General features: G+C 62.0%; 22 protein-coding genes. 10 read left to right on the top strand and 12 right to left on the bottom strand.

Going from position 1 to position 23428, the window contains the following annotated elements:
• Positions 1–25 precede the first annotated feature (25 nt).
• A complete protein-coding gene (locus AC1D1M_RS03715) occupies positions 26–787 on the top strand; it encodes an ArsR/SmtB family transcription factor (RefSeq protein ID WP_477774653.1) in 762 nt (253 codons plus the stop codon).
• Between the two features lie 91 nt (positions 788–878).
• On the opposite strand, the gene AC1D1M_RS03710 is transcribed toward AC1D1M_RS03715, so the two are convergent.
• From AC1D1M_RS03710 to AC1D1M_RS03690, 5 genes are all read right to left on the bottom strand, one after another.
• Entirely contained in the window at positions 879–1898 is a 1020-nt protein-coding gene (locus AC1D1M_RS03710; RefSeq protein WP_223455986.1) for a branched-chain amino acid aminotransferase, read from the bottom strand.
• A 241-nt stretch (positions 1899–2139) separates the two neighbouring features.
• The gene (lpdA, locus tag AC1D1M_RS03705) at positions 2140–3522 is read right to left on the bottom strand and encodes a dihydrolipoyl dehydrogenase (RefSeq protein WP_477774573.1); all 1383 of its coding nucleotides are present in this window, start codon (positions 3520–3522) and stop codon (positions 2140–2142) included.
• 16 nt (positions 3523–3538) lie between these two features.
• Complete coding sequence (locus AC1D1M_RS03700) at positions 3539–4813, bottom strand: dihydrolipoamide acetyltransferase family protein (RefSeq protein WP_477774572.1); 1275 nt, start codon at positions 4811–4813, stop codon at positions 3539–3541.
• Positions 4814–5872, bottom strand: a complete 1059-nt coding sequence (locus AC1D1M_RS03695) for an alpha-ketoacid dehydrogenase subunit beta (protein ID WP_477774571.1) — start codon at positions 5870–5872, stop codon at positions 4814–4816.
• Between the two features lies 1 nt (position 5873).
• Positions 5874–7109, bottom strand: a complete 1236-nt coding sequence (locus AC1D1M_RS03690) for a thiamine pyrophosphate-dependent enzyme (RefSeq protein ID WP_477774570.1) — start codon at positions 7107–7109, stop codon at positions 5874–5876.
• A 185-nt stretch (positions 7110–7294) separates the two neighbouring features.
• Here AC1D1M_RS03690 and bkdR point away from each other — a divergent pair, with 185 nt between their 5' ends.
• Positions 7295–7783, top strand: coding sequence for a Bkd operon transcriptional regulator BkdR (gene bkdR / locus AC1D1M_RS03685; RefSeq protein WP_007976593.1), 489 nt, complete (start codon positions 7295–7297; stop codon positions 7781–7783).
• 83 nt (positions 7784–7866) lie between these two features.
• On the opposite strand, the gene AC1D1M_RS03680 is transcribed toward bkdR, so the two are convergent.
• The gene (locus tag AC1D1M_RS03680) at positions 7867–8730 is read right to left on the bottom strand and encodes an MBL fold metallo-hydrolase (protein ID WP_477774569.1); all 864 of its coding nucleotides are present in this window, start codon (positions 8728–8730) and stop codon (positions 7867–7869) included.
• 118 nt (positions 8731–8848) lie between these two features.
• On the opposite strand from AC1D1M_RS03680, the gene AC1D1M_RS03675 reads away from it, so the two are divergent.
• The 6 genes from AC1D1M_RS03675 to nahK all read left to right on the top strand — a co-directional run bounded on the left by AC1D1M_RS03675 (position 8849) and on the right by nahK (position 16598).
• Entirely contained in the window at positions 8849–9190 is a 342-nt protein-coding gene (locus AC1D1M_RS03675) for an ArsR/SmtB family transcription factor (RefSeq protein WP_414913691.1), read from the top strand.
• Positions 9191–9268: 78 nt separating this feature from the next.
• Complete coding sequence (locus tag AC1D1M_RS03670) at positions 9269–10513, top strand: NAD(P)/FAD-dependent oxidoreductase (RefSeq protein ID WP_477774568.1); 1245 nt, start codon at positions 9269–9271, stop codon at positions 10511–10513.
• A 9-nt stretch (positions 10514–10522) separates the two neighbouring features.
• Positions 10523–11329, top strand: coding sequence for a sulfite exporter TauE/SafE family protein (locus AC1D1M_RS03665; protein WP_223455979.1), 807 nt, complete (start codon positions 10523–10525; stop codon positions 11327–11329).
• Between the two features lie 209 nt (positions 11330–11538).
• Positions 11539–12723, top strand: coding sequence for a porin (locus tag AC1D1M_RS03660; RefSeq protein ID WP_477774567.1), 1185 nt, complete (start codon positions 11539–11541; stop codon positions 12721–12723).
• A gap of 154 nt (positions 12724–12877) precedes the next feature.
• Positions 12878–14035 (top strand): nitric oxide-sensing protein NosP, encoded by a 1158-nt coding sequence (gene nosP / locus AC1D1M_RS03655; RefSeq protein ID WP_477774566.1) that lies wholly within the window; start codon positions 12878–12880, stop codon positions 14033–14035.
• Positions 13965–16598, top strand: coding sequence for a hybrid sensor histidine kinase/response regulator NahK/ErcS' (gene nahK, locus AC1D1M_RS03650; RefSeq protein WP_477774565.1), 2634 nt, complete (start codon positions 13965–13967; stop codon positions 16596–16598). The genes nosP and nahK overlap by 71 nt, the downstream gene beginning before the upstream one ends.
• 111 nt (positions 16599–16709) lie before the next feature.
• On the opposite strand, the gene AC1D1M_RS03645 is transcribed toward nahK, so the two are convergent.
• From AC1D1M_RS03645 to AC1D1M_RS03620, 6 genes are all read right to left on the bottom strand, one after another.
• Positions 16710–17375: a response regulator transcription factor gene (locus AC1D1M_RS03645; protein ID WP_007976602.1), complete on the bottom strand. Its 666-nt coding sequence runs from the start codon at positions 17373–17375 to the stop codon at positions 16710–16712.
• 56 nt (positions 17376–17431) lie between these two features.
• Entirely contained in the window at positions 17432–17989 is a 558-nt protein-coding gene (locus AC1D1M_RS03640) for a PQQ-dependent catabolism-associated CXXCW motif protein (protein WP_477774564.1), read from the bottom strand.
• Positions 17990–18116: 127 nt separating this feature from the next.
• Positions 18117–18908, bottom strand: coding sequence for an ABC transporter permease (locus AC1D1M_RS03635; protein ID WP_477774563.1), 792 nt, complete (start codon positions 18906–18908; stop codon positions 18117–18119).
• Positions 18905–19636, bottom strand: a complete 732-nt coding sequence (locus tag AC1D1M_RS03630; protein WP_477774562.1) for an ABC transporter ATP-binding protein — start codon at positions 19634–19636, stop codon at positions 18905–18907. Before AC1D1M_RS03630 ends, AC1D1M_RS03635 begins: the two co-directional genes overlap by 4 nt.
• Positions 19633–20592 (bottom strand): YVTN family beta-propeller repeat protein, encoded by a 960-nt coding sequence (locus tag AC1D1M_RS03625; RefSeq protein ID WP_477774561.1) that lies wholly within the window; start codon positions 20590–20592, stop codon positions 19633–19635. The genes AC1D1M_RS03630 and AC1D1M_RS03625 overlap by 4 nt, the downstream gene beginning before the upstream one ends.
• A 30-nt stretch (positions 20593–20622) precedes the next feature.
• Complete coding sequence (locus tag AC1D1M_RS03620) at positions 20623–21807, bottom strand: ABC transporter substrate-binding protein (RefSeq protein WP_477774560.1); 1185 nt, start codon at positions 21805–21807, stop codon at positions 20623–20625.
• A gap of 280 nt (positions 21808–22087) precedes the next feature.
• Here AC1D1M_RS03620 and pedF point away from each other — a divergent pair, with 280 nt between their 5' ends.
• Positions 22088–22549 (top strand): cytochrome c-550 PedF, encoded by a 462-nt coding sequence (gene pedF / locus AC1D1M_RS03615; protein ID WP_477774559.1) that lies wholly within the window; start codon positions 22088–22090, stop codon positions 22547–22549.
• A gap of 3 nt (positions 22550–22552) precedes the next feature.
• On the top strand, positions 22553–23428 hold the full coding sequence (locus tag AC1D1M_RS03610) for a substrate-binding periplasmic protein (RefSeq protein WP_477774558.1): 876 nt from the start codon (positions 22553–22555) through the stop codon (positions 23426–23428).

Genomic DNA, 23428 nt, shown 5'->3' with positions numbered 1-23428 from the left:
GCGAAATATGAGCGCAGCGAACGTAGTGAACGTAGAGCAACACGACATTGGCGTCTCGCAGGTGGCGGCAGCCATCGCTGAGCCTGCGCGGACGAAAATCCTCTGTTCGCTGATGGACGGCCACGCCCGCACCAGCACCGAACTGGCGGCGGTGGCCGAAGTCAGCGCGTCGACCGCCAGTGCCCACCTGGCCAAACTCAAGGAGCTGGCGCTGGTGCGGCTGCACGTTCAGGGACGTCACCGCTATTACAGCCTGGCGGACAAACGCGTGGCCCAGGCCCTGGAAGCGCTGATGGTGATCGGCCAGAACACCGTGCCGGACTTCCAGTCGCGTACCCCGGATCGCCTGCAATTTGCCCGCACCTGCTACGACCACATGGCGGGCACCCTGGCCGTGCTGTTGCATGACCGGATGCTCGAAGCGGGCTGGCTTGAGGAAACCGACGAACAGGCCTATCGCTTGAGCGACAGCGGTACGGCAATGTTTCAAGGGCTTGGGATCGAGGTACAGGACTTGAGCACGTTGCGCCGCCGCTTTGCCTGCCCGTGCCTGGACTGGAGCATGCGCCGGCCGCATTTGGGTGGATCGCTGGGCGCGGCTTTGCTGCAGACGGCGCTCAAGCGCAAGTGGGTGACGCAGGATCTGGACAGCCGTGCGTTGGCGCTGACGGCGTTGGGGCTCAAGGAGGTAGCGGGGCGGTTCGGGGTTGAGTTGCCCATTGAGCGTGACGGCAAAAGATCGCAGCCTGCGGCAGCTCCTACGGGGGTTGGGGGGCGGCCATTGTAGGAGCTGCCGCAGGCTGCGATCTTTTCATTCGGCCATGAAAAAGCCCCCCATCGGTCACCCGATGGGGGGCTTTTGTGTGTCTGGCGTCAGGTCAAACCTTGACGATCCAGCCCGCTGGCGCTTCGATGTCGCCGGTTTGCACGCCGGTCAGCTCTTTGTAGAGCTTCTGGGTGATCGGGCCGACTTCGGTTTCGCTGTGGAACACGTGCAGGTGATCGTTGTAGTTGATGCCGCCGATTGGCGTGATCACTGCAGCGGTGCCGCAAGCACCGGCTTCCTTGAAGTCGGAGAGCTTGTCGATGAACACGTCGCCTTCGACCACGTCCAGACCCAGGCGGGACCTGGCCAGTTCGATCAGCGACAGACGGGTGATGCCCGGCAGTACCGATGGCGAGTTCGGGGTCACGAACTTGTTGTCGTGGGTGATCCCGAAGAAGTTGGCCGAACCGACTTCCTCGATCTTGGTATGGGTCAGTGGGTCCAGGTAGATGCAGTCGGCGAAATGCGCCTTCTTGGCCTGGGAGCCCGGCATCAGGCTGGCGGCGTAGTTGCCACCGACCTTGGCGGCACCGGTGCCTTGTGGCGCGGCGCGGTCGTAGCTGGAGATCAGGAAGTTGTGCGGGGTCAGGCCGCCCTTGAAGTAGGCGCCGACCGGGATGCAGAAGATCGAGAAGATGAACTCGGGGGCAGTACGCACGCCGATGTTGTCACCCACGCCGATCACGAACGGACGCAGGTACAGCGCGCCGCCGGTGCCGTACGGCGGAATGAAACGCTCGTTGGCACGGACCACTGCTTTACAGGCTTCGATGAATTGCTCGGTGTCCACCTGCGGCATCAGCAGGCGCGCACAGCTGCGCTGCATGCGCAGGGCGTTCTGGTCCGGGCGGAACAGGTTGATCGAGCCGTCCTTGCAACGATAGGCCTTCATGCCTTCGAAGCATTGCTGGCCATAATGAAGGGCAGTGGAGCCTTCGCTGATGTGCAGCACGTTATCTTCGGTCAGGGTGCCCTTGTCCCACTCGCCATTGCGAAAGTACGACAGATAGCGCTTGTCGGTCTTGATGTAGTCAAAACCCAGCTTGTCCCAATTAATGCTTTCGTTACCCATGACACCCTCTATCACTTAACAACCGCCGAAACGGTTCAAGGCTTCTGACGTTTTTTGGATGGGGACAACAATACTTCATTCTTGGGCTAAATCGCAGCCCAGACGATAGGGGGAGAAGCAGATTTATTAGCCTGCTTATTAAACTTCCCGGTTCTTCGTCGAAAAGATCGCAGCCTGCGGCAGCTCCTACGGGATCGGCGGCCACCTGTAGGAGCTGCCGAAGGCTGCGATCTTTTGATCTTTACAGATGCAACGCATGCCCCAGAGCGCGCAACGCCGCTTCCTGCACCGCCTCGCCCAGCGTCGGATGCGCATGGATGGTGCCGCCGATGTCTTCCAGCCGCGCGCCCATTTCCAGGCTTTGCGCAAACGCCGTGGACAGCTCCGACACGCCAACGCCCACCGCCTGCCAGCCGACAATCACATGATTGTCGCGACGGGCGACCACGCGCACGAAGCCGCTTTTCGACTCCAGCGTCATGGCCCGGCCGTTGGCGGCGAACGGGAAGCTCGACACGATGCAGTCCCAACCTGCGGCCTTGGCTTCGTCCGGGGTCTTGCCGACCACCACCAGTTCCGGGTCGGTGAAGCACACGGCGGCGATGGCGGTCGGGTTGAACTCGCGGGCTTTACCGCTGATCAGCTCGGCGACCATCTCGCCCTGGGCCATGGCCCGGTGCGCGAGCATCGGTTCGCCGCTCAGGTCACCAATGGCGTAGACGTTGCGCATGCTGGTCTGGCAACGGTTGTCGATCTTGATCGACGAACCGTTCATGTCCAGGTTCAGCGCTTCGAGGTTCCAGCCCTGGGTATTGGGCTTGCGACCGACGGCCACCAGCACCTGATCGGTTTCCAGATGCAGGGTCTCGCCGTTCGGTTCCAGTACCTGCAAGGTATTGTTAGAAGAATCAAATCCTTGCACGCTGTGTTTCAAGTAAAGCTTCACACCGAGTTTTTTCAGTTCGTCGTGCACCGGTTGAGTCAGTTCGGCGTCGTAGGCCGGCAGGATGCGCTCCTGCGCTTCCACCACGCTGACTTCGGCGCCGAGCTTGCGATAGGCAATGCCCAGTTCCAGACCGATGTAACCACCGCCGACCACAATCAAGCGCTTGGGCACGGAGGTCGGCGCCAGGGCTTCGGTGGACGAAATGATCGGCCCGCCAATCGGCAACATCGGCAGGTTCACGCTTTTGGAACCGGTGGCCAGCACCAGGTGCTCGCACTGAATGCGTGTGTCGCCGACTTCCACGGTTTTACCGTCAACCACCTTGGCCCAGCCTTGAACGACCTGGACCTTGTTCTTTTTCAGCAGCGCCGCGACGCCGGTGGTCAGGCGATCGACGATGCCGTCCTTCCACTCGACGCTCTTGGTGATGTCCAGGGTGGGCGCCGAAACGCTGATGCCCAGGGCCGAAAGCTGATGGTGGTGCTGGGTCTGGTGAAACTGCTCGGCGACGTGAATCAATGCCTTCGACGGAATGCAGCCGATGTTCAGGCAGGTGCCGCCCAACGATTGGCCTTCCACCAGAATGGTCGGGATGCCCAGCTGACCGGCACGGATCGCCGTCACATAACCGCCGGGGCCGCCGCCGATGATCAGCAGCGTGGTGTTCAAAGTTTGCATTCATGCTCCGCTAATATCAGTCCACAAACAAAGTGGCGGGTTGTTCGAGCAAGCCACGAATGGCCTGGATGAAGAGCGCCGCGTCCATGCCGTCGACCACGCGATGATCGAAGGAGCTGGAGAGGTTCATCATCTTGCGGATCACGATCTGGCCTTTGATCACCATTGGCCGTTCGACGATCTTGTTCACGCCGACAATCGCCACTTCCGGCAGGTTCAGCACCGGCGTGCTGACGATGCCGCCCAAGGCGCCGAGGCTGGTCAGGGTGATGGTCGAACCGGACAACTCGTCGCGGCTGGCCTTGCCATTGCGTGCGGCGGTGGCCAGGCGGGCGATTTCCGCCGCGTTGTCCCACAGGCTGCGGGCTTCGGCGTGACGCACCACCGGCACCATCAAGCCAACGTCGCTCTGGGTCGCAACGCCGACGTGTACCGCGCCGAGGCGGGTGATGACCTGGGCTTCGTCGTCGTAGCGGGCGTTCATCTGCGGGAAGTCGCGCAGGGCGACGACCATGGCACGGACCAGGAACGGCAGTAAAGTCAGCTTGCCGCGGGTCGCGCCGTGTTTTTCGTTGAGGTGCGCGCGCAGCTCTTCCACAGCCGTGACGTCGATTTCTTCGACATAACTGAAGTGGGCGGCACGCTGGGTGGCGTCCTGCATGCGCTGGGCGATCTTGCGGCGCATGCCGATCACCGGGATCTGCTGTTCATCGGTACGTTGGGCGTAAGCAGCCGCCACCGGCGCCGAAGCGTTCGACTGACCCTGGGCCAGGTAGGCGTCGAGATCTTCATGCAGTACGCGGCCGGCGGGGCCGGTGCCACGCACCAGGCGCAATTGAATGCCGAGGTCCAGCGCATGCTTGCGCACGGCCGGGGATGCCAGCGGACGCTCATCGGCCTCGCGAGCGACCATCGGGCCCTGGCATACGGCAGCTTTCGGCGCCGGGGCCGCGACGGGTTTGCTTTCAACCACGGCTTCAACTTTGGGTGCGGCTACCGGGGCTTCTTTAACGGGAGCCGGTTGCGCCGACTCCTTAACGTTGCCCGCGCCTTCGACTTCAATGCTGATCAGCACACTGCCAACCGCCATGACTTCGCCCGGCTGGCCACCGAGGGCAATCACCTTGCCATGCACCGGCGACGGAATATCCACCATCGCTTTATCGGTCATGACATCGGCCAGTACTTGATCTTCGACGACCATGTCGCCGACCTTGACGTGCCATACCGACAATTCAACTTCTGCAATGCCTTCACCAATGTCCGGCATTTTAATAACGTGCGTGCCCATTCAGACCTCCATGACCCGTTTCAACGCCGCGCCCACTCGGGACGGGCCTGGGAAATACGCCCACTCTTGCGCGTGCGGGTAAGGGGTGTCCCAACCGGTGACGCGTTCGATCGGCGCTTCCAGGTGGTGGAAGCAATGCTCTTGCACCAGCGACACCAGTTCGGCACCGAAACCGCAGGTACGGGTGGCTTCGTGAACCACGACACAACGGCCGGTTTTCTTCACGGATTTGACGATGGTTTCCAGGTCCAGCGGCCATAGGCTGCGCAGGTCGATGACTTCGGCATCGACGCCGCTTTCTTCAGCGGCGACTTGCGACACGTAGACGGTGGTGCCGTAGGTCAGCACGGTGACGTCCTTGCCCGGACGGGCGATCGCGGCAACGTCCAGCGGTACGGTGTAGTAGCCGTCCGGAACCTGTGCGGCGGGGTGTTTCGACCACGGGGTTACCGGGCGTTCGTGGTGGCCGTCGAAGGGACCGTTGTACAGGCGTTTGGGCTCAAGGAAGATCACCGGGTCATCGTTTTCGATGGAGGCGATCAGCAGGCCTTTGGCGTCGTAGGGGTTGGACGGCATGACGGTGCGCAGACCGCACACCTGCGTGAAGAGTGCCTCGATGCTCTGGCTGTGGGTCTGGCCGCCGTAGATGCCGCCGCCGCAGGGCATGCGCAGAGTCATTGGCGCGGTGAACTCGCCGGCCGAGCGATAACGCAGGCGCGCGGCTTCGGAAATGATCTGATCGTAGGCCGGGTACACGTAGTCGGCGAACTGGATCTCCACCACCGGGCGCAGACCGTAGGCACCCATGCCCACGGCTGTACCGACGATACCGCTTTCAGAGATCGGCGCGTCGAACACCCGCGAGGTGCCGTACTTGCTCTGCAGGCCTTCGGTGCAGCGGAACACGCCGCCGAAGTAGCCCACGTCCTGGCCGAAGACCACGACGTTTTCGTCCCGTTCAAGCATCACATCCATGGCCGAGCGCAGGGCCTGGATCATGGTCATGGTGGTCGTGGTCATGGCGGTTTCCAGCTCGATATTGTTGTTGTGATCGTTCATGTCAGATCCCCAACTCCTGACGCTGGCGCTTCAAGTGCTCCGGCATCTCTTTGTAGACGTCTTCGAACATGGTCGCGGCGCTCGGAATCTGGCCGCCGGCGAGGGTGCCGTACTGTTCGGCTTCTTTCTGCGCGGCGATCACTTCGGCTTCCAGTTCGGCGCTGACGGCGGCGTGTTCCTCTTCGGACCACTGACCGATCTTGATCAGGTGCTGCTTGAGACGCGCAATCGGATCACCCAGCGGGAAGTGACTCCAGTCATCGGCGGGACGGTATTTCGACGGATCATCGGAGGTCGAGTGCGGGCCGGCGCGGTAGGTGACCCATTCGATCATGGTCGGGCCGAGACCGCGGCGCGCACGTTCGGCGGCCCAGGCAGAGGCGGCGTAGACCGCGTAGAAATCGTTACCATCGACCCGCAGGGAGGCGATGCCGCAACCGACGCCACGACCGGCGAAGGTGGTGGCTTCACCACCGGCAATCGCCTGAAAGGTGGAGATCGCCCACTGGTTGTTGACCACGTTGAGGATCACCGGCGCGCGGTACACGTGGGCGAACGTCAGGGCGGTGTGGAAGTCCGACTCAGCGGTGGCACCGTCGCCGATCCACGCCGAGGCGATTTTGGTGTCGCCCTTGATCGCCGAGGCCATGCCCCAGCCCACGCCCTGAATGAACTGGGTGGCGAGGTTGCCGGAAATGGTGAAGAAACCGGCTTCCTTGACCGAGTACATGATCGGCAATTGCCGGCCCTTGAGCGGATCGCGCTCGTTGGACAGCAACTGGCAGATCAGGTCGACCAGCGGTACGTCGCGGGCCATCAGGATGCTCTGCTGGCGGTAGGTGGGGAAGCACATGTCGTCGATGTTCAAGGCCAGGGCCTGGGCGCTGCCAATGGCTTCTTCGCCAAGGCTCTGCATGTAGAACGACATTTTTTTCTGACGCTGGGCAACCACCATGCGGTTGTCGTAGATCCGCGTCTTGAGCATGGCGCGCATGCCCTTGCGCAGGATCGCCACCGGCACGTTTTCAGCCCAGGGGCCGTGGGCGTTGCCCTGGTCGTCGAGCACGCGGATCAGGCCGCGGGCCAGATCAGCCGTGTCAGCCGGTTCAACGTCGATTTGGGGTTTGCGCACCGTGCCGGCATCGGTCAGATGCAGGTAGGAGAAGTCGGTTTTGCATCCTGGACGGCCCGAGGGTTCGGGGACGTGCAGACGCAGCGGTTCATACGCTTGGGTCATGGCTTCTACGCTCGATCTTGTGAATTTCTTGTAGTGAGCTGACAGATTTCATTCGATAAAAGAAATCTTGTCCTACAACAATCATAGGCCCGCCCAAGAAGAATATTTCTCTCTGTTTCGTTGCGCTAAAGATCATTTGCAGATAAAAAAACTGCATAAACACAAAAAACAGGTGGTTTTGTCTCATGCGCAAACTGGACCGTACCGATATCGGCATTCTCAACAGCCTTCAGGAGAACGCACGCATCACCAACGCCGACCTCGCACGCTCGGTGAATTTGTCGCCGACGCCGTGTTTCAACCGGGTCAAGGCCATGGAAGAACTGGGAGTGATCCGCGAGCAAGTGACGCTGCTCGATGCCGATCTGCTGGGGCTGCACGTGAACGTGTTCATTCACGTCAGCCTGGAGAAGCAGGTGGAGGAGGCGTTGCAGCATTTCGAAGAAGCGATTTCCGACCGCCCCGAGGTGATGGAGTGCTACTTGATGGCCGGCGACCCGGACTATCTGATCCGGGTGCTGGTGCCGACCATCCAGTCGCTGGAGCGCTTCATGATGGACTTTCTGACCAAGGTGCCGGGGGTGGCGAACATCCGTTCGAGCTTTGCGCTCAAGCAGGTGCGCTATAAGACTGCGCTGCCGTTGCCGGCGAATGGGCTGACCCTGGGTAATTGAAGGTCAAAGGATCGCAGCCTTCGGCAGCTCCTACGGGGTTCTACGTGTACCAGTAGGAGCTGCCGAAGGCTGCGATCTTTGCTTTAGAACTTGTTGATCGGGATTTTCAGGTAGGTCACGCCATTGCCCTCGGCCGGCGGCAAATTCCCCGCCCGCACGTTCACCTGGATCGCCGGCAGCAACAGCGTCGGCATATCCAACCCCGCATCGCGCCGGGTGCGCATTTCCACGAAGGCGTTTTCGTCGATGCCGTCGCGTACGTGAATGTTGTTTTTGCGCTGTTCACCGACGGTGGTCATGCATTCAGGTACGCGGCCCTCGGGGGGATAATCGTGGCAGATGTAGAGACGCACGTCGGCGGGGAAGGCCAGCAGCTTGTGGATCGAGGCGTACATCTGGTTGGCATTGCCGCCGGGAAAGTCGCAGCGCGCGGTGCCCACGTCCGGCATGAACAATGTATCGCCGACCAGGATCACATCGTTGCCGATCAGGTAGGCCATATCCGCCGGGGTATGGCCGGGCACGTGCAGGGCGGTGGCCTTGAGGTTGCCGATCATGAACGATTCGTTGGGGGCGAAGAGGTGATCGAACTGCGAGCCGTCGACGCGGAAGGCGGGCTCCAGATTGAACAGCGCCTTGAACACGTCCTGGACCTTGCTGATCGACTCGCCAATGGCGATCTTGCCGCCCAGTTCCCCGCGCAGGTATGGCGCGGCGGACAGGTGGTCAGCGTGGGCGTGGGTTTCCAGCAGCCATTGCACTTGCAAGTGATGGGCGCGGACGAAGGCGATGATTTTGTCGGCCTGGGTAGTCGCGGTGCGACCGGCGGCACCGTCGTAGTCGAGCACGGGGTCGACAATCGCACATTGCCCGCCATCAGCCTCGTAGACCACGTAGCTGTAGGWCGAGGAGGCGGGGTCGAGGAAAGCTTCAATCAGCGCGGGCATGGACAGGAACCTGTGCAGGGTTAGAAAAATCAGACGGCAAAATTTCAGTCATGGGTTGAAACATTATATGTTTAAACATAATGTTTACAGCTTAAGTGACGTTGAAGGCATCCTGCAAATGCAATCCAGTCTGACCGAATGTGAAGTCGCCCAACTGCGCGCCTCGGCCTCCAAGGCGTGTGCGCTGCTCAAGGCCCTGGCCAATGAGGATCGCCTGTTGATCCTGTGCCAGCTGACCCAGGGTGAGCGCAACGTAGGCGAGCTGGAAAAAATGACCGGCGTGCGCCAACCGACCCTGTCCCAGCAATTGGGGATCCTGCGCGATGAAGGACTGGTCGCCACCCGTCGTGAAGGCAAGTACATTTTTTACGGTCTCGCCAGTCACGAAGTGATCCAGGTGATGAAAACCCTCTCCGGGCTTTATTGCGGGGCGGTGCTAAAAAGCTGGATTCAACCCTGAATGCAAGCCAGCACACCAATCCAATGAGATTTCGTTTCGACTAGCATCAATCCTTGCGTGCAGCAAAAGGAACAAGCAATGAACGATCAACACTGGGGCCCATCCATCAGTGCAGATATCGTGGTCATCGGCGGCGGCACGGCGGGCATCGGCTTTGTCGCCAGCCTGCTCAAGCGTAGCCCGCATCTGAACATCACCGTGATCGAACCCAGCCCCCGGCACTTCTATCAACCGGCCTGGACGCTGGTCGGCGGGGGTGCCTACAACGTGGAAAGCACCGTGCGGCCAATGGCGTCGGTGATGCCGCGCGGGGCCCATTGGCTGCAGGCGGCCGTGACGGGCATCGATCCCGACAATCGCCAACTCACCCTCAGTGACGCGCGCACGGTCAGCTATCAGAACCTGGTGGTCTGCCCCGGCCTGCGCCTGGCCTGGGAGAAGATCGAAGGCCTGGAGGAAACCCTCGGCCAGCACGGCGTGACCTCCAACTACAGCTATCGGCACGCGACCTACACCTGGGATCAGGTGCAGAAATTGCGCGGCGGCAAGGTGCTGTTCACCCAGCCGGGCATGCCGATCAAATGTGCTGGAGCGCCACAGAAGGCGCTGTACCTGTCCTGCGATCACTGGCGCAAGACCGGTGTGCTGGACAACATCGACGTCGAATTCAATCTGGCGGGTGCGGCGCTGTTCGGTGTGGCGACCTTTGTCCCGCCGCTGATGAAATACATCGAGAAGTACAAAGCCCGTCTGGCCTTCAACTCCAATCTGGTCAAGGTCGACGGCCCGGCGAAAACCGCGTGGTTCGACGTCAGGGATGCCGACGGCAATGTCACCCGCCAGGCCAAGACCTTTGACCTGCTGCATGTCGTTCCGCCTCAGGTGGCCCCGGATTTCGTCGCCCGCAGTTCGCTGGCCGATGCCGCCGGCTGGTGCGAGGTCGATCCGCACAGCCTGCAGCATCCGCGTTATCCGGACGTCTTCACACTGGGTGATATCTGCGGCACCACCAATGCAAAAACCGCTGCGGCGGTGCGCAAGCAGGTCGTGGTGGTGGCCGAAAACCTGCTGGCCTTGCGCAAGCTACAGCCACTGCCACTGAAGTACGACGGCTATGGCTCCTGCCCGCTGACGGTGGAGAAGGGCAAGGTGATCCTTGCCGAGTTCGGGTACGCGGGCAAGTTGCTGCCGACCTTTCCCCTTGACCCGACGATCCCGCGCCGCTCGGCGTGGTGGCTGAAGGCGACACTGCTACCGTGGTTCTACTGGAACGGTATGCTCAAGGGCCGCGAGTGGCTGACACGTGTGTCCAGGGTGGACTGAGAACTTCCTATGTTGCTGGCAAGTCTGTTTGGCGTAGTGATGGGGTTGGTGCTCGGCTTGACCGGCGCCGGTGGCGGTATCCTTGCAGTCCCGGCCCTGGTGTTGGGGTTGGGCTGGAGCATGACCCAGGCCGCTCCGGTGGCGTTGTTTGCAGTGGGCAGTGCGGCAGCGGTCGGTGCCATCGACGGCTTGCGCCATGGCCTGGTGCGTTATCGCGCGGCGTTGCTGATCGCCGCGCTCGGTGCGGTGTTTTCGCCGGTGGGCATCTATTTTGCCCATCAGTTGCCGGAAAAAATCCTGATGATCCTGTTCAGCCTGCTGATGGTCGTGGTGGCCGGGCGGATGTTGCGCCGCGAGCGCAAGGATGAGGGCCCCAGCGATCACGGTCAGGCCAACTGGGGCCAGAAGAACTGCATGCTCGATCAACAGACCGGGCGCTTTTCCTGGACCGCCAAATGCACCGCGACCCTCGCCGCGCTCGGGGCAGTGACTGGCGTGGTCTCGGGATTGCTGGGGGTGGGCGGCGGCTTTCTGATCGTACCGGCGTTCAAGCAACTGACCGATGTGCAAATGCGCGGGATCATCGCCACGTCGCTGATGGTGATCAGCCTGATTTCCGCCATCGGCGTGATCGGCGCATTCCAGGCCGGAGTGCGCATCGACGGTTCGGGCATTGCCTTCATCGTCTCCAGCATCGTCGGCATGATCATCGGCCGCAAGCTCTGCGCCCGGGTGCCGGCGCGGGCGTTGCAGGTCGGGTTCGCCAGCATCTGCGTCGTGGTCGCCGCCTACATGCTGTTCAGGGCCAACGCCTAGCCGGTACCGGTTCCTGTGGACGCCACTCGGGTCCACAGGCCTACACCCTAAGTGGCGAGCCTCGCCGACCAGCGGTCTTACGCCATAGTGGTCACGCACCGCCGGCTCATCCAAAGCACCTGAAAACCACCCCCAAGGCAGCGTATGGCGCCGCCGGTCTGGTTTCGATAATCGCCTCCGACACTTAGTCCCCCGTTTCGGAGCGCGCCATGCACAACAATAAGAACGTCACGCATCGTTTTCTGCCTGCCTTCATCGCCAGCCTGTCTGCCCTTGGCCTGAGCCAAGTGGCGGAGGCGGATATCATGCTGTACGACAAGGACCAGACCACGTTCTCCACCGACGGCTACATCAACGCCTTCTACGTGAACAGCGATGTCGACCGCGCCGGCGATCAGTTCGACCGTCGACAGGCGCGGGTCAAGATGGGCTTCTTGCCCAACTACCTGGGGTTCAACATGGGCAAGCAGGTAGACGATCTCAAGCTCGGCGCCCGTGCCTCGTTCTGGGTCACCATCAACGACAGCCAAACCAACGGCACCGACACCGCCATTGATGTGCGGCAGTTCTACGGCACCGTGGCCAACCCGGAATGGGGCGAAGTGCTGATCGGCAAGGACTTCGGGCTGTTCGCCCGCTCCAACATCCTGCTCGACGAAATGCTCGCCGGTTACGGTCAGGTCAGCGATACGTTGGGGCTGGTGGATGGCGGCGGGGTGTCGTTCGGCAACATCGGCACCGGTTACCCGTACCCGTTCCCGACCTCGCAGATCACCTATCGCACCCCGGTGATGGACGGTCTGCGCGTGGCGGTCGGCATCATGGACCCGGTGGACACCAACGACAGCAGCCCGACGGGCAAGGCCTATCAGGAAAACCCGCGTACCGAGAGCGAAGTCACCTATCAGTTCGACCTGGCCGGGGCGAAGATCTACAGCTGGGTCAACGGCAGCTACCAGACCTCGGACAACACCGATTCCACGGTCGAGACCGTCACCTCCAAGGGTGTCGGTTATGGCGTGCAGGCGAAGATGGGCGGTTTGTCCCTCACCGGGTCCGGTTTCCAGGCCAAGGGCATCAACCCGTTTTTCACCAACAACGCCGGCGAGCCGACCCTGCGCAACGTCGACAGCGACGGCTACCTGATGCAGGGTTCCTACAAACTGGGCAAGAACCGCCTGGCCTTGTCCTATGGCAAGACCAACGACGATGGCAACGGCGTGGTCGGCAGCGGTGCGGACTACGAGACCCGCGGCATCGCCTTGTTCCATGACGTGAACGACAACCTCAAGCTGGTGGCCGAGTACAACCAGTTCGAAATCAACGGTCATGACACCAGTGACCAGAACGAAGACACCGACACCTTTGCAGTGGGCGCGGTGCTGACCTGGTAACCCCGGGAGGTGGCCCTGGCCGTGCGCATCGCGGCAAGGGTCGCCACCCGTCTCATCCCATCGAAGCGGCTACCCGCTACCCAAGTAGCATTCGTCGCACCCCACAGACTTCGTACACTCGTGCCTCATACACACGCACCTGCGGGAGGTAAGGATGCAGCAGAGCGAAGGCGTCGTCAGTGCAATGTCCCAGGCCACCGATGCCCGGCAGGTCGCGCAGGAACTGGCACGACAGTTGTTGCATCCGCACCTGGGGTTCGTGCTGTTCTTCTGTTCCGCCGAGTACGACTTGCAGGCGCTGGGCCAGACCTTGCAGCAAAGCTTCGGCGGCATTCGCCTGGTGGGCTGCACCAGCGCCGGGGAAATCACCCCGCTGGGCTACGGGCGCAATTGCGTGACGGCGGTGGGTTTCGATCACCGGCACTTTTCCATCGCGATCGAGCTGATCGATCAGATGGAGCACTTCAGCCTGATCGACGCCCAGCAGATGGTCGAGCGCCTGGTCAGTGGCTGTCGCAGCAACACCCTGGCGCCGATCAAGGGCAACAGCTTTGCCCTGACCCTGCTCGATGGCCTGTCCAGCCGCGAAGAAATGGTCCTGGCGGCCTTGAGTGCGGCACTGGGCGACATTCCGCATTTCGGCGGCTCGGCCGGCGACGATAACTACCTGACCCATACCCATGTGTACTTCGATGGCGAGTTCCACAGCGGCGCGGCCGTGGTGGTGCTGGTCAATACCTGGCTGGATTTCGAAGTGTTCACCACCCACCACGTGCTACCCCGCGCCGAGAAGCTGGTGGTCACCGGGGCCGACAGCACCTTGCGCCGGGTCTTCGAACTCAATGCCGAGCCGGCCGCCGCCGAGTACGCACGGCACATCGGCGTGCCGGTGGCGCAGCTCGATCACCGGGTCTTCGCCGCGCACCCGTTGGCGGTGCGGATCAACCAGCAGTACTACGTGCGGGCCATCCAGCAGGTGCATCCGGACCTGAGCCTGAGTTTCTACTGCGCCGTGGAAAACGGCATCGTCCTCACCGCCATGACCCCGGGGCCGATGCTGCCGAACCTGCAGAGCCTGTTCGAGGGATTGCAGGAGCGCCTGGGTGATTTGCTGCTGACCATCGGTTGCGACTGTTTCCTGCGGCGTCTGGAACTCGAAGACGACGGCAGTCTTGATCAGATCGGCACGTTTTTGCGCGAGCAACGGGTGATGGGTTTCAACACCTATGGAGAACAGTTCAATGGCATGCACATCAACCAGACCTTCACCGGCGTTGCCATTGCCCGTGGCCGTGCCCCAGGACATCGCTGAGCTGCAGGCCGAACTGGCCAGGCTGCGCCTGGAAAACCATAAACTGCAGCGCATCAATGCCGCGCTGATCGAGCGGGTCGAGTCCGGGGTGACCCGCGGCAACGATCCGTACGCTGCATTCCAGCATTCGGTGGTGCTGGCCGAACAAGTGCGCGAACGCACCGATGCCCTGAACCAGGCCATGGCCGAACTCAAGGCCGGTAATCATCTGCTCAGCGAAGCCCGCCTGCGCGCGGAAACGGCGCATCAACACCTGATCGATGCCATCGAAAGCATTTCCGACGCCTTTGTCCTGTTCGACGCCGAGCAGCGCATCGTGCTGTTCAACAGTCGCTTCAAGGCGTTCTGGAGCAACAGCCGGGTGCGGATCAACGCCGGCATGCGCCTGACCGAGGTCAAGCGGTTGATGATGAACAACGGCCTGTTCACCGAAGAGCCACGCGGGCATGCCGACGAAAACCTGCTTTACCGCCTGCAGAACGGGCGTTGGCTGCAAGTCAGCGAGCGGCCGACCCAGGAAGGGGGGCGGGTGATTCTGTTCACCGACATTACCGACGTCAAACTCAGCGAAACCATGCGCCGTGAGCAAGCGGTGGCGCAGAAGTCGCATCTGTTGCAACGGGCGGTCGACAACCTGTCCCAAGGGGTGGCAATGGTCAGCGCCGAGGGCATCCTGGAGTTGTGGAACCGGCGTTTCCTGGAGCTGAGCGGTCTGGCGCCGGTGGCTGCCCATCGCCCGTTTGCCGAAGTGATCGCCGACAGCGAGTTGGACCTGCTGACCCCGGCCAGCCGCGATGGCAACGGACGACCGGTACGCGAATGCGAGCAGCGCCTGTACGATGGCCGGGTCCTGGAAATCCGCACCCATCCGTTGCCCACCGGCGGTTTTGTCAACACCTTCACCGACATCACCGAACGCTACCAGCACGCTGAGGCGCTGAGTGAAAGCGAACACTGGATTCGCCTGATCACCGATCACGTACCGGCATTGATTGCCTACCTCAATGCCGACCTGGTCTACGAGTTCACCAACAAGGTCTACGAAGAATGGTACTGCTGGCCCCGCGGCGTGATGCTCGGCCAGAGCCTGCGCGAAGTGCACAGCGAACAGCATTACCAGCGGCTGGAGTCCTACGTGGCCAGGGCGCTGGCCGGCGAGAGCGTGACCTTCGAGTTCGCCGAAACCAACGTCAACAACCAGGAGCGCTACATGCTGCGTTCCTATGTGCCCAACCGTCTGGCCAGTGGCGAGGTGGTGGGGATTTTCGTGCTGATCCGCGACATCACCGAACGCCGCCGCACCGCCGAGGCGCTGCATCAGGCTTATCAGAACCTGGAGCTGCGGGTACGCGAGCGCACGGCGGAATTGACCACCCTCAATGACCAGCTGCTGCGCGAGATCGATGAGCGTCGTCTGGTCGAGTCACGCTTGCGCGAGGCCAAGCAGGAAGCCGAGCAGGCCAACCTGTCGAAAACCAAGTTCCTCGCGGCCGTCAGCCACGACCTGCTGCAACCGTTGAATGCCGCGCGACTGTTTACCAGTGCCTTGCTGGAACGGCGCGAGCCGATGTCCAGCGAGATTCTCGTGCGCAACGTGAGCAATTCCCTGGAAGATGTGGAGAACCTGCTCGGCACCCTGGTGGACATTTCCAAGCTCGATGCGGGGGTGATCAAGGCCGACATTGCGCCGTTCGCCCTCAGTGAACTGCTGGACAACCTGGCCGCCGAATACACCCAGGTGGCACGCAGTGAAGGCCTGCAACTGCACTTCATCGGTTGTTCGGCGCTGGTGCGCAGCGATATTCAGCTGCTCGCGCGGATTCTGCGCAACCTGCTGAGCAATGCGATTCGCTATACCTACAGTGGTCGTGTGGTGCTCGGTTGCCGGCGGCATCATCAGTGCCTGACGATCGAAGTCTGGGACAGCGGCATGGGCATTGCCGAGCATCGACTGGAGGAGATTTTCCAAGAGTTCAAGCGCGGTGATGTGCAGCGACCCGATCAGGATCGCGGCCTGGGCCTGGGCCTGGCGATTGTCGAGAAAATTGCCGGCATCCTCGGGCATCGCATTCATGTGCGCTCGTGGCCGGGCCGGGGCTCGATGTTCTCGGTCGAAGTACCGTTGAGCGCCACCGCGCCGAAACCGCCGCCGACGTTGCAGATGAGCGAGCCGATGCTTGAGCGCCTGCGTGGTGCACGGATCTGGGTGCTGGACAACGACGCGACCATCTGTGCCGGCATGCGCACCTTGCTGGAGGGGTGGGGGTGTCGGGTGGTGACGGCACTGTCGGAAGAGGACCTGGCGCGACAAGTGGACAACTACCACGCCGAGGCGGATCTGCTGATCGCCGACTATCACCTGGATAACGATCAGAACGGTGTCGATSCGGTGGCAAGAATCAATGCCCGTCGTGCCTCACCGATTCCGGCGATGATGATCACCGCCAACTACAGCAATGAACTCAAGCAGCAGATCCGCGAGCTGGGCCACACCCTGATGCACAAACCGGTGCGGCCGATGAAGCTCAAGACGGCGATGAGTCATTTGCTTGGCCGGCCTTGAGATCTCGGCGTTTTTGCCACCGCTATCGCGAGCAAGCTCGCTCCCACAGGGACAGTGGTGTACCTGTGGGAGCGAGATTGCTCGCGATGGAATCGACACGGTCTTGCTGACTCAACGCCGCAAATAAGACCCGAAATCAATATCCCCGGCACTCAGGATCGCTTGCACCCGGTTGTGCACATTGAGCTTGCGCAGGATCGCCGAGACGTGGGCCTTGACCGTGGTCTCGGCGATTTCCAGGGTGTAGGCGATCTGCTTGTTCGATTCGCCCTTGGTCATGCGTTCCAGCACCTGCAGTTGCTTGCGGGTCAGGGCCTGGAGCAGTTCGGGCGGGAAGCTCGGGGTGTCATTCATGCGCCGGTGGGTGCTGCTTTTGGCGGTGCGGATGATGTCCGGAGGCAGGTAGACATTGCCATTGAGAATCTGCTGGATGGCGTCGGTCATCTGGGCGCGGGGTGAGGACTTGGTGATGAAACCCACGGCACCGTAGGTGATGGCTTGCAGCACGATCTGTTTGTCTTGCTCGGCGGAGACAATCACCACCGGAATGGTCGGCGCTTCGTTACGCAGGTTGATCAGGCCATTGAGCCCGTGCATGCCGGGCATGTTCAGGTCGAGCAGGATCAGGTCCAGGTCATCGTGTTCCTGGGTCAGCGCCAGGGCGCTGTCCAGGTCAGCGGTTTCCATCACTTCGCTGCCGGCAAAACCGTCGCTGATGACGTTGTGAATGGCTTCGCGAAACAGCGGGTGATCGTCGGCAATCAGAATTTTGTACATGGCCTTTCACCTCATTATTTTGATTATGGTGTGGCAACAACACGCACGCGTAAAGCTCAGGGAAAGGGTTCGGGGCGGGCCGGCGAAACCGGCAGGTTGGCCGCTTGCCAGGCGTCCAGGCCATCGCGATACCAATACAGAGTCTTATAGCCCATGGTGGCCGCGCGTTTGACCGCATTCCAGCTCAACCAGCAGTCGGATCGGCAATAGAAGACCAGCGGTTGCGTCGGGTCGCCAGCGGTCAGCTTTTTCAGGTTGGCGGCGAAATAGTCCTGCCATTGCGGCGTCAGGTCACCGTCTCCGGTATTGGCCAGCCAATGGCTGCCAGGCAGGTTTTCATGGAGCTGGTCTTCGATGAATTGCCCCTGCAGCCACTGACGGCGGTAGACGTCGATCAGCACCGGGCGCGGGGTTTGGCTCAGCAGCGTTTGCAGGGCGGGGGTGTCGACGATGGTTGCGCCTTGCAACTGGTCGGGCGTCGGGCTGCGGTACAGGCCGATGCGATAGCCGTCGGTGGAGAACAGCGCAGTGTCGGCCTGCGCGGTGTTCAGCAGCAGGCTCAGCGACAGGGTGGCGAGAGCAGGGCGCAACAGGCAACGTCGGGCACGCGGCATGGGGTCAGTCCTTATAGTTATGGACCTATTACATGCCAGTCGGGGGGCATTGGAAATGCGACGATAGACAGGGAAACCAGTACTAAAGTAGTAATTTCACCCTGTTCAATGAAGATCCCCTGTGTTGTCAGTTGGCTTTGCGCAAGGCCGCATGCTGCGGGTTGAAGGTCAGCACGGCGAGCAACGCAAACAGCAGCGTCAGCCCCGTGCACACCGCCAGCGCCAGCGGATTGAAGCGTTCATACAGGGCGAAACGCACCAGTTCCACTGCGTGGGTAAACGGATTTACCGCGCACAGCCAATACAACCACTCGCTGGCCTCGCGCATCTTCCACAACGGATACAGCGCCGATGACAGGAAAAACAGCGGGAAGATCACGAAATTCATCACCCCGGCAAAGTTCTCCAGCTGGCGGATCGCGTTCGATAGCAACAGGCCCAGTGCGCTGAGCATCAACGCCACCAGCAACAGGGCCGGCAACGCCAGCAACAGGCCCATAGCCGGTGGCCGCACGCCGTAAACCCAGGCAATCGCCAGGAACGCATACACCTGCAACAGCGAAATCAGTGACGTGGCCAACAGTTTGCTGCACAGCAGAAAGGTGCGCGGCAGGGGGCTGGTCAGCAGCACGCGCATGCTGCCCATCTCGCGGTCATAGACCATCGACAGTGAGCCCTGCATGCCGTTGAACAGCAGGATCATGCAGGCCAGGCCGGGAATGATGTAGACCTCATAGGGAATGTAGGTGTCGTAGGGCTCGATGATCGCGATCCCCAGCGCTGCGCGAAAACCGGCGGCGAACACCAGCAGCCACAACAGTGGACGCACCAGGGCGCTGAGAAACCGCGTGCGTTGCAGCACAAAGCGCAGCCACTCGCGCAGCACGATACCGCTAAAGCATTGCCAGTAAGCGTTCATTGGGCAGCTCCTGATGTTGTCAGGCGGGTGAAGGCCGAACCGAGGTCACCGCCGTGTTCCAGGCTCAGGGCATCGGCCTGCCCACTGGCCACCAGCCGGCCTTGATGCAGGATCAACAAGTCATCCCTGGGCTGCACTTCATCGAGCAGGTGGGTGGTCCAGAGCACGCTGATGCTCTCCTCGCGACACAGGCTGCGGATGTGCTGGTTGAGCGCCAGGCGACTCGCCGGGTCGAGGCCGACACTGGCTTCATCGAGCAGCAACAGGCGCGGCTCATGCAGCAGGGCGCGGGCAATTTCCACCCGGCGACGATGGCCGCCATTGAGTTCACGCACCCGTTCGCGGCGGCGTTCGGTCAGGGCCTGACGGGCCAGTTCGGCGTCGACCCTAAGGTCGGTCTGGCGCCGGGACAGACCATGCAATGCAGCGTGATAACGCAGGTTCTGTTCGACGCTGAGGTCCAGGTCCAGGGTGCTTTGCTGGAACACCACGCCCAATTGCCTGAGTGCCGGGCGTGCGGCGCTGCGCAATGAACAGCCACCGACGCGGATCTCGCCTTGCTGCAGGTCATAGAGCCGGGTCAGCAGGGCAATCAGGGTCGACTTGCCCGCGCCGTTGGGGCCCAGCAGCGCGGCGAAACGCCCGGGCTCCAGGCTGAAGCTCACTTTGCGCAAGGCCTCTCGGGAGCCGTAGGCGAAGCTCAGGTCACTGACTTCAAGAGCGTTCATGGCGTCACCACCACGCCCCAGGGATAGCGGCCGACCTTCACCGATTTGCTGACCTTGAGGCTGTCGACATCGATCACCGAAACATCGCCGCTGACGCCGTTGGTGGCCAGCAGTTGCTTCTGATCCGGGGTGAACGCCATCTGCCAGACCCGTCGACCCACCAGCAGGTAATCGACAATCTCGAAGGTCTTGGCATCGATCACCGCCACATGATTGGCGGGGCCTAGTGCGACAAAACCGTACTTGCCATCGGCGCTGAGCTTGATGCCGACCGGCTGGACTTTGTCCGGGTGCACGCCCTTGATCTGGAAGTTCAGGGTCTTGAGCACGGTGCGGCTGGCCACATCGAGAATGGTCACCGTGCCGCCGATTTCCGCTGAGGCCCAGAGTTGTGCGCCATCTGGGGAGAACTCGACGAAGCGCGGGCGCTGGTCCACCAGGGTGCTGTCGGCCAGGGTCTGGGTGCCGGTGTCGATCCAGTGCAGCATGTTGGTGGTTTCGCTGGTGTTGACCGCCCACTTGCCCTCAGGGCTGACGGCCATGCCTTCGGGTTCGACGCCGACGTTGATCTGGCCGAGGACCTTGGAGGTCTCGGTGTCGATCACCGTGACCAGCGCATCGTCTTCGTTGGAGACATACAACCAGCGATTGTTCGGGTGCAGGGCGAATTGTTCAGGGTCCTTGCCCGAGGGCAATTCCTTGATGATCTTGCGCGTGGCCACGTCCATTACCTGGACCCGGTCCGAGTCACTGGCGCAGATGTACAGCAGCTTGTTGTCATGGGACAGCAGCAGGCCGCGGGGGCGCTGGCCGACGGGCAGGGTGTCGGTGACTTGCAGGGTCTGCAGGTCGATCAGGCTCAGGCTGTTGTCCTTTTCGTTGGAGACCCAGGCAGTGCTGGCAACGGCATGGCCAGCGGCGAGCAGCAAGGTGCAAGAGAGCAGGGTGCGGCGCATGGCGGATTCCTTGTTGTTGTGATTATCGGATCAGGGAAAACGGCAGCTGACCTCGGGTTTGTCGTAGCCCAGGCTGTCCATCTCGTTGAACGGATGCAGAAAGCCATCCTGGGGTGAGGTGCTGACCAGAGCCCGGGGCTGGACAATGGGAATCGGCTGGCGCAACTGGCCGTTCCACGGCCGATAGCTGAGCTTGCGACCCTTGAAGCCGTCGAGCGGCAACTGGTCGCTGATTTCCAGCGTACGGATCGCCATCGGTTCGGCCTGGCGCAGTTTGCTCACGGCGCTGGCGATACTGCGCACGGCCATCCACGCGGCGAAATCGCGGTCATTCATCCAGCGCCCGGTCAGGGCTTCGAAGCGTTTTTGCAGCTGCGCGGCGCCGTAGGTTTCCACGGTCTTGTGCCAGCCCACCGGGGTCAGGCCCTGGGTGCCGGCGACCGGGCGCGGGTACCAGGTCTGGTAGGGCACGTATTCGCCAAAGTCGCCGCGTTCATCGGCCACCAGTACCACGTCGTACTCGGCGGTCTGGGTGAACAGCGGCATGTCGGCCTGGGCGCTGCGGCGTTGGTCGTTATCGAAGCTCCAGGGTTTTTCCGCCACCAGCTGCAAGCCGAAGCGCTTGGCCCCGCGGCGCAGGGCGGCGGCATAGGCTTGATCGTCCGGCGTCGGGCCGACAATCAGCAGCGCCCGCTGCCATTTGCGCAACACCAGAAACTGCGCCAGTGCATCGGCGAGCATCGCCCGGCTCGGCAAGGTGTGCAGCACGTTCGGCAGGCAATCGGTGGTGCGCAGGCTGTCGTCCGGGCTGCCGGCGTTGAACAACAGGCTGTCGGGCAGGGCGGCACTGAGTTGGCGCAGGCTGGTCGCGGGGGCATTCAGCACAAACAGGCGCAGACCTTGTTCGTGCTGAGCCTTCGCCGCGGCAAGCAAGGCTTCGGGGCTGTCGACACTGGCGCTGACCAGGCTGTAGCCGTGGTTGAGAAAACGCCCGGTGCTGTTGCTGTCGGTGATCGCCAGTTCGGCGCCGCGCAGCCCGGCATCGGTGGGCTCGGGGATGACGTTCGACAGCAACGGGCCGGGGTCGGGGCGATAACCCAGATAGCCGATGCGCACCTGCAAGGGCGCATCCGCCGCCTGGCTCTGGGTGGCCAGGCCGGCGGCGCAGGCAATCGCCAGCAGGTAGATCAGGGCGTAAGGGATGAGCTGGCGCATAGGGCACTCCATTACAGGTAGCGCCAGCATAGGAAGCCTGTGGTGCAGTGAAAATATGCAGAAAGTACCGAAGGGCCAGTACCAAGGTAGTAGCCCGCCTGGTACGGCGCGGTTCCAGCATGGGCGACCACGGCCCGCGTCCAGTGTCCACCGATCGCCTTACGACCAAGGGAGTAGGTGGCGACCACCAAAGCAGCATGGGGTCTGTGCGCAGGGCTTTCTAAGATGACCGCCATAGCCTCTGCCAAGAGGTTTTGCGTGCAATCCAGAGGGCATAACAATGACAACAAAACGCAACGCCTTGCTCGTGACCGGGCTGCTGGCCGGTCTTATCAGCGCAGGTTCCGTGTGGGCCCACGGCAACGTGGTGCCACAAGCCGTGGCCACCCCGGGGCTGACCCCGATCAAGGACGCCGGTGTGCAACTCGATGCCGATGGCTGGGCCGCAGTGAACCCGTATCGCACCACCCCGGAACACGACAAGGCAGTGGAAATCGGTGCCTCGGCCTACACCCAGAACTGCGCGGCCTGTCATGGCCTGGAAGCCAAGTCCGGCGGTATCGCCCCCGACTTGCGCATGCTCGATGTCGGTGAGGCGGGCGATGAGTGGTTCGCCGAACGGGTGCGCCATGGCGCGGTGCGCGACGGTCGGGTGTACATGCCGAAGATGGCCGACTACCTGAGCCAGGAAGCCCTGTGGGCGGTGCGCACTTATCTGGACACTGTGCACGTCGAGGAGTGACCCATGCGCCTGCTCGCGGTGTTGATCGGCGCTCTGTGGCTGTGCTGCCAGGCGGCGCAGGCGCAGGTTCGCAACTACGACGAAATGATCGCCGCCGGGGAGCTGAAGGTGGCGGTCTACAAGGACTTCGCCCCCTACAGCTTTGAAAGCGCCGGAAAGCCCCAGGGTGTCGATGTCGAACTCGCCGAAGCCCTGGCCAAGGCGCTCGGCGTGCGCCTGACACTGATCTGGGCACCGGCCGGGGAAAAGCTCGATGACGACCTGCGCGATTACATCTGGCGTGCCAGTGCCTTGCACAACCAGCAACTGGCCGACCTGATGATGCGCGTGCCCTATGACCGTGACTACGCGCAGAAGCGCAACGAGTTCGGCGAACTGGTCAACGGCCAAGTGGTGATGTTCGGTCCGTACCAGAACGAACAATGGCAGGTGGCCTATGACCGCCGAAGGCTGGACAAGGTCGCCAGCGTCGCGGTGTTCGAGCAGCACCCGATTGGTGTCGAAGTCGACAGCGTGCCGTCGTTCTACCTGACCTCGGTGTTCAACGGCATGCTCGCTGGCAAGACTCATCACTATCCGGGCGTACCCCAGGCGTTTGCCGCGATGAAGGCCGGTGAGGTCGACGCGGTGATGGCCATGCGCGGCGAGATCGACTGGCAGGTCCATGAAGCGGCCGACCCGCAAGTGGCACTGGCGGAGAACGCCTATCCGAACATGGGCAAGCAACTCTGGGAAATCGGCATGGCGGTGCACGAAAGCAACCGTCAACTGGCCTATGCCGTGGAAGAGGCGCTGGAAAGCCTGATCCGCGAGGGTTCGGTGAAGACCATCTACGGCCATTACGGCCTGCGTTACGACGTGCCCGAGATGTATCAATAA

The sequence above is a fragment of the Pseudomonas sp. P1_F7 genome (assembly GCF_056405655.1).
The sequence above is the reverse complement of the archived record's forward strand: the minus strand, read 5'-3'. Positions and strand labels throughout refer to the sequence as shown.